General features: G+C 74.3%; 5 protein-coding genes. 3 read left to right on the top strand and 2 right to left on the bottom strand.

What is annotated here, in order from left to right; all coding sequences use genetic code 11:
• Window positions 1-8: 8 nt before the first annotated feature.
• Together hrpB and SSBG_RS23365 are read right to left on the bottom strand one after the other, a co-directional pair.
• The gene (hrpB, locus tag SSBG_RS23360; protein WP_037870473.1) at window positions 9-2,498 is read right to left on the bottom strand and encodes an ATP-dependent helicase HrpB; all 2,490 of its coding nucleotides are present in this window, start codon (window positions 2,496-2,498) and stop codon (window positions 9-11) included.
• 25 nt (window positions 2,499-2,523) lie between these two features.
• Window positions 2,524-3,393 (bottom strand): class I SAM-dependent methyltransferase, encoded by an 870-nt coding sequence (locus tag SSBG_RS23365; RefSeq protein WP_008748535.1) that lies wholly within the window; start codon window positions 3,391-3,393, stop codon window positions 2,524-2,526.
• A 322-nt stretch (window positions 3,394-3,715) separates the two neighbouring features.
• Between SSBG_RS23365 and rpsA the strand changes: the two genes are divergently transcribed.
• The 3 genes from rpsA to coaE all read left to right on the top strand — a co-directional run bounded on the left by rpsA (window position 3,716) and on the right by coaE (window position 7,114).
• A complete protein-coding gene (gene rpsA, locus SSBG_RS23370) occupies window positions 3,716-5,230 on the top strand; it encodes a 30S ribosomal protein S1 (RefSeq protein WP_008748536.1) in 1,515 nt (504 codons plus the stop codon).
• Between the two features lie 219 nt (window positions 5,231-5,449).
• A complete protein-coding gene (locus SSBG_RS23375) occupies window positions 5,450-6,388 on the top strand; it encodes a PAC2 family protein (protein ID WP_008748537.1) in 939 nt (312 codons plus the stop codon).
• A 90-nt stretch (window positions 6,389-6,478) separates the two neighbouring features.
• Complete coding sequence (coaE, locus tag SSBG_RS23380; protein WP_008748538.1) at window positions 6,479-7,114, top strand: dephospho-CoA kinase; 636 nt, start codon at window positions 6,479-6,481, stop codon at window positions 7,112-7,114.
• The last annotated feature ends 53 nt before the right edge of the window (window positions 7,115-7,167 follow it).

The raw sequence follows: 7,167 nt of genomic DNA on the forward strand, positions 1-7,167 counted from the left end.
GGACCGCCTCAGGGCCGCTCCGGCCACGCGTGCTTCGGGTACCGCCCGCGCAGGTCGGCCCGCACGGCCCGGTAGCCCTCCGCCCAGAAGGACTCCAGGTCCGAGGTCACCGCGGCGGGCCGCCCCGCCGGGGAGAGCAGGTGCACCCGCACCGGCACCCCCGCCACGCGCGGCGTCTCCCGCAGCCCGAACAACTGCTGCACCCGCGCCGCCAGCACCGGCGACTCCCCGCCCCCGCCCTCCGGATAGGCGAGCCGCACCCGCCGCCCGTCCGGCAACTCCACCGACTCCGGGACGAGTTCCCCGAACCGCCCGGCCTCGCCCGAGGCCCACGGCAGCAGCCTCCGCAACGCCTCGGCGACCTTCACGCGCCCCAGGTCCGCCCGCCGCCGCGCCCGCGACAACTCCGGCTCCAGCCAGTCCTCCGCCCGCGCCAGGAGCGCCGCGTCCGAGACGTCCGCCCACGGCTCGCCCCGCACCTCGCGCACGAACGCCATCCGCGCCCGCAGTTCCCGCGCCCCCCGCGTCCACTCCAGAAGACCCAGCTGCGTCTCCGCGAGCCCGTCGCGCAACGCGTCCCGCACCAGCGCGGATGCGGGCCGCGCGAGATTCCGCTCCCGCAGCACGACCGCGCCGAGCCGGGTCACCTCGCGCGCCCGCACGTCCCCGTCCGCCCAGCGCACCTCCTGGCCCTCCGCGTACAGCGGCGCCGCCGCCTCGCGGGCCGTCCGCTCGTCGATCGCCGCGGCGAGCCGTACGCGCGCCGAGGCCGCCCCGGCCGGACGGTCGGCGACCGCCACCGCGAGCCAGGGCGCCTCCCGCAGCCGCGAGTCCCGCTCCGGCTCCGCGCCCGTCCCCGACACCATGAGGAAACCTCCGCCGCGCGCCCGCGCGACGCGCTCCGGGTGCGCGAGCGCCGTCACCACCCCCGCCGCCGCGTCCTCCGGCAGCAGCGCCCCGTCCCCGTCGGCCACCCCCGCCTGCCGCAAGGCCCCGCGCAGCCGCCGCACCTCCTGCCGCCACCGGCCCCCGTACCCGTCACCGCCCTGCCGGGCACGGCGCAGCACGAGCGCCAGGTCGTCCCCGTACGCGCGTGGCGGCTCCTCGCTCAGCAGCGCCACCAGCTCCGCCGTGAGCCGCCCCCCTGCCTCGGCCGCCCCGCCGAGCAGCGCGCGCCCCAGCCTCGGGTGCAGCCCCAGCCGCGCCAGCCGCTCCCCGCGCTCCGTCGCCCTCCCGTCCGCGCCCGTCGCGCCGAGCGCCGTGAGCACCGCGCGCGCCGCCGCGAGCGCCCCGGCGGGCGGCGGGTCCAGGAGCGCGAGCGAGGAGGCGTCCGGATCGCCCCAGCAGGCCGCCTGGAGCGCGAAGGCCGTCAGGTCGGCGACGGCGATCTCGGGCGCGGGGAAGGCCGCCATACGGTGCTCCTCGGCCCGGTCCCAGCAGCGGTACGCGGTCCCCGGCGCCTCCCGCCCGGCCCGGCCCGCGCGCTGCGCGGCCGCGGCGAGCGAGGCCCGTACGGTCGTGAGCGCCGCGAGGCCCCGCGCGTGATCGACGCGCGGCTCCCGCGCGAGACCCGCGTCCACGACGACCCGCACGCCCGGCACCGTCAGCGAGGACTCGGCGACCGAGGTCGCGAGGACGACGCGGCGCCGCGCGCCCGGACCGGCGAGCACCGCGTCCTGCGTCTCGGCCGGGGCGCGCCCGTGCACCTGGAGCACATCGAGATCCGGCTCCCCGGCGAGCAGCCCCGCGACCTTCGCGATCTCGCCGACGCCCGGCAGGAAGCACAGCACGTCGCCGCTCCGCTCCGCGAGCGCCTGCCGCACGACGGCCGCGACGTGCTGGAGCTGCGCCGGGTCCACGCGCAGCCCGAGCGGCGGCCGGAAAGGCCGCCGCGGCGGCACCCACACCGTCTCCACGGGGTACGAGACCCCCTCGGCGCCCACGACGGGCGCCCCGCCGAGCAGCCGCGCCCAGCCCTGCGCGTCCGTCGTCGCCGAGGCGGCGAGCAGCCGCAGCTCGGGCCGCAGCGCGGCCCGCACGTCCAGCAGGAAGGCCGTCGCCGTGTCCGCGTCCAGGTGCCGCTCGTGGCACTCGTCCAGGATCACGACGTCCACGCCCGCGAGTTCCTGGTCGCGCTGGAGCCGCTGGAGCAGGACACCCGTCGTGACGACCTCGACGCGGGTACGCGGTCCGGTGCGCCGCTCGCCGCGCACCCGGAAGCCGACGTGCTCGCCCACCTCCTCGCCGAGCAGCCACGCCATGCGCCGCGCGGCGGCCCGCACCGCGATCCGGCGCGGCTCCGCGACGAGCACCCGCCGCGCGGGCGCCTGGTCGCCGAGCAGCCCGGCGAGCGCGAGCGGCACGAGCGTCGTCTTGCCGCTGCCCGGCGGCGCGGTGAGCACCGCCGTACCGCCCGCGCCGGGGCCGTACAGCGCGGCGGCGAGCGCGGGCAGGGCGGTGCGGACGGGCAGGGCGTCGAGCGCGGCGGTACGGATCACGCGGCCCAGTCTCGTACAGCCCCGCTCAGGCGGTCTTCTCGCACACGAAGATCGCCGTGCCCGGGATGAGATGCCCGCGCAGCGGGGACCAGCCGCCCCACTCCTGCGTGTTCCACTCCGGCCACTCCGGCTCGACCAGGTCCACGAGCCGCAGGCCCGCGCGCACGACGTCGCGGACCCGGTCCCCGACCGTGCGGTGGTGCTCGACGTACACCGCCTCGCCCTCCTCGTCCTCCTCCACGTAGGGAGTGCGGTCGAAGTAGGAGCCCGCGACGCTCAGCCCCTCCGGGCCGGGCTCGTCGGGGAAGGCCCAGCGCATCGGGTGGGTCACCGAGAACACGAAGCGCCCGCCGGGCCGCAGCACCCGCCGCACCTCGCGCAGCACCCGGACCGGGTCGGCGACGAACGGCAGTGCCCCGTACGCCGAACAGGCCAGGTCGAAGGAGCCGGCGGCGAAGGGCAGGGCGCTCGCGTCCGCCTCGACAAGGGGGAAGCGCGCGGAGTGCTCCGCGGCGATGCGCAGCGCGTGCTGGAGCTGGCGGTGCGCGAGGTCGAGCGCGACCGGGCGCGCGCCCTGCGCGACGAGCCAGCGCGAGCACTGGGCGGCGCCCGCGCCGATCTCCAGGACGTCCTTGCCCGCCAGTTCCTCGGCCGGGCCGAGGAGTTGTGCCTCCACCTCGTCGAGCCCCTCCGGGCCCCAGACGAAGCGGTCGTCGCCGAGGAAGGTGCCGTGCTCGGCCTGGTACTCGTCCGCGTTGCCGTTCCACCAGCCGCGATTGGCGCGGCTGCTCTCGGTGACGCTCGCGGCGCGCCGCGTGGCGCTGACGGACTCGTCCCCGGCGCTCTCGCCTGCCGGGTCGAAGGGGGTCTCGGGGGCTTGGATGATGTGCTCCATCGTCGTACTGTTTCGCTCCAGCCGTCGCCGCCGGCTCCCCCAAGGGGGCGCCGTGTGCCGGGAATGCGGGGATCGCCCTCGCGTGGGCGCCTTCGCGCATTGACCCTGTCCGGCTGCCCCCGTATGCTACAAGTTGCGCTGCGAGCCTGCGCTCCTCAGACCTAGCAGGCGGTGCTCGCATCTGTTGTTTGTCTCGCGGTTCGAGGCGGTCGGCCCCCTGGGGTGCGGTGGCCTCCTTGCCGCTCGGGCTCCACGGTGCGAAATGGGCTCCAGCGCTAGCAGTGCCTACGACTTCAATGTCCGTACCGGAGCCCTTACCCACATGACGAGCAGCACCGAGACCACCGCCACCACCCCGCAGGTAGCGGTCAACGACATCGGTAACGAGGAAGCCTTCCTCGCCGCGATCGACGAGACGATCAAGTACTTCAACGACGGCGACATCGTCGACGGCGTCATCGTGAAGGTCGACCGGGACGAGGTCCTGCTCGACATCGGTTACAAGACCGAAGGCGTCATCCCCTCCCGCGAGCTCTCGATCAAGCACGACGTCGACCCCAACGAGGTCGTCAAGGTCGGCGACGAGATCGAGGCCCTTGTTCTCCAGAAGGAGGACAAGGAAGGTCGGCTCATCCTGTCCAAGAAGCGCGCGCAGTACGAGCGCGCCTGGGGCACGATCGAGAAGATCAAGGAAGAGGACGGCATCGTCACCGGTACCGTCATCGAGGTCGTCAAGGGTGGTCTCATCCTCGACATCGGCCTCCGCGGCTTCCTCCCGGCCTCCCTGGTCGAGATGCGCCGTGTCCGCGACCTCCAGCCCTACGTGGGCAAGGAGCTTGAGGCGAAGATCATCGAGCTGGACAAGAACCGCAACAACGTGGTCCTGTCCCGCCGTGCCTGGCTGGAGCAGACCCAGTCCGAGGTGCGCCAGACCTTCCTCACGACCCTCCAGAAGGGTCAGGTCCGCTCCGGCGTCGTCTCCTCCATCGTCAACTTCGGTGCCTTCGTGGACCTGGGCGGCGTGGACGGCCTCGTGCACGTCTCCGAGCTGTCCTGGAAGCACATCGACCACCCCTCCGAGGTCGTCGAGGTCGGCCAGGAGGTCACGGTCGAGGTCCTCGACGTGGACATGGACCGCGAGCGCGTCTCCCTGTCGCTCAAGGCGACGCAGGAAGACCCGTGGCAGCAGTTCGCCCGGACGCACCAGATCGGTCAGGTCGTCCCCGGCAAGGTCACCAAGCTCGTTCCCTTCGGCGCGTTCGTCCGCGTGGACGAGGGCATCGAGGGCCTGGTCCACATCTCCGAGCTGGCCGAGCGCCACGTGGAAATCCCGGAGCAGGTCGTCCAGGTCAACGACGAGATCTTCGTCAAGGTCATCGACATCGACCTGGAGCGCCGCCGCATCAGCCTCTCGCTGAAGCAGGCCAACGAGGCGTTCGGCGCCGACCCGGCCTCGGTCGAGTTCGACCCGACCCTGTACGGCATGGCCGCGTCCTACGACGACCAGGGCAACTACATCTACCCCGAGGGCTTCGACCCCGAGACCAACGACTGGCTCGAAGGGTACGAGAAGCAGCGCGAGGAGTGGGAGGGCCAGTACGCCGAGGCCCAGACCCGCTTCGAGCAGCACCAGGCCCAGGTCATCAAGTCCCGCGAGGCCGACGAGCAGGCCGCGGCCGAGGGCACCGAGGCGGCTCCGGCCGCCGCGGGCACCAGCGGTGGCGGCGGCAGCACCGGCGGTTCGTACTCCTCGGACACCGGTGACCAGTCCGGCGCGCTCGCCTCGGACGAGGCGCTGGCGGCCCTGCGCGAGAAGCTGGCCGGCGGCCAGAGCTGATCGCCTGACCGCACGCGGTAAGCGGTAGTACGGAGTCCCGGTCCCCCTTCCGGTGGGGGCCGGGACTCCGGCGTTCCACCGGGCCCCGCGAGGGCCGACCCCCGTTCCGGTTTCCCGAGCGGATGTGATCAAGTGTGATCAAGGGGGTGCGGCGGGAATGATCCGTGCCGCCCCCGGCGTTCTCGTCCACGGAGTAAGAGAGGACCGGAGGGCCATACCGTGCTTGATCCGCAGGATTTGTACTCATGGGTGCCGAAGGGCCTGGCGGTGGTCGACACCGCGCTGGCCCAGGAGTCCGCCGGACTCGTCATGCTGTGCCACTTCGACGGCTACATCGACGCCGGGGAGACCGGCGACCAGATCGTGGAGCGGATGCTCGACACCCTCCCGCACCAGGTCGTCGCCCGCTTCGACCACGACCGCCTCGTGGACTACCGGGCCCGCAGGCCGCTGCTGACCTTCCGCCGCGACCGCTGGACCGACTACGAGGAACCGGCGATCGAGGTCCACCTCGTCCAGGACGCCACCGGCGCCCCCTTCCTGCTGCTCAGCGGCCCCGAACCGGACGTCGAGTGGGAGAGGTTCGCCGCCGCCGTCGGGCAGATCGTGGAGCGCCTCGGCGTGCGTCTCGTCGCCGACATCTACGGCATCCCGATGGGCGTCCCGCACACCCGCCCCGTCGGTCTCACCCCGCACGGCAACCGCAGCGACCTCGTCCCCGGCCACCTGAGCCCCTTCGAGCAGGCCCAGGTGCCCGGCTCGGCCGGCGCCGTCGTGCAGTACCGGCTCGGCCAGGCCGGCCACGACATCCTCGGCATCGCCGCGCACGTCCCGCACTACCTCGCCCGCTCCGCGTACCCGGACGCCGCGCTCACCGCGCTCGAAGCCTTCACCGCGGCGACCGGACTCGTGCTCCCCGGGCTCGTGCACTCCCTGCGCAACGAAGCCCACCGCACCCAGACCGAGATCGAGCGGCAGGTCCGCGAGGGCGACGAGGAACTCACCTCGCTCGTCCAGGGACTTGAGCACCAGTACGACGCGGCGGCCGGGGCCCTCGCGCGCGGCAACATGCTCGCCGAGCCCGCCGACATCCCGACCGCCGACGAGATCGGCCGCGAATTCGAGCAGTTCCTCGCGGAACGGGAGGGCGACGCCTGAGAGGCCCCGGCGGCGCCGCCGGCGCGTGGGCCCGCGGGCCACGGGCGGGCCGCGCTACGGTGTCCTCCCGGCGGGATCTAGGCTGCGCTCATGGATTCGGTACTTTCCGTAGGGCTCACCGGCGGGATCGGCGCGGGCAAGAGCGAGGTGTCCCGGCTGCTCGTCTCCCACGGGGCCGTGCTGATCGACTCCGACCGCATCGCCCGTGAGGTGGTCGAGCCCGGCACGGACGGGCTCGCCGCGATCGTCGCCGCCTTCGGGACGGAGGTCCTCGCCCCGGACGGCAGCCTCGACCGCCCCCGGCTCGGCGCGCTCGTCTTCGCCGACGAGGAGCGCCTGCGCACGCTCAACGACATCGTCCACCCGCTCGTACGCGCCCGCTCGGCGGCGCTCCAGGCGGCGGCCCCGCCCGGCGCGGTCGTCGTCAACGACGTCCCGCTCCTCGTGGAGAACGGTCTCCAGCCGCTCTACGACCTCGTCCTCGTGGTCGACGCGAGCCCCGCGACGCAACTGCGGCGCCTGACCGGCGACCGGGGCATGAGCGAGGCCGACGCCCGCGCCCGGATGGCCGCCCAGGCCGGCCGCGAGCAGCGCCTCGCCGCCGCCGACATCGTGATCGCCAACGACGGCACGCGCGAGGAACTGGCCGCCCGGGTGCGGGAGGTGTGGCGCGCGCTGGAGCGACGCGCTCAGGGGGAGCCGCCCGACCGCGCGCCGGGGGACTGAGCGGGCGCCGCGCGGGGGAGGAATACGCGCGGGCGCTCCCGTGTTGCGCCCGT

The sequence above is a fragment of the Streptomyces sp. SPB074 genome, assembly GCF_000154905.1.
Classification (GTDB): Bacteria; Actinomycetota; Actinomycetes; order Streptomycetales; family Streptomycetaceae; genus Streptomyces.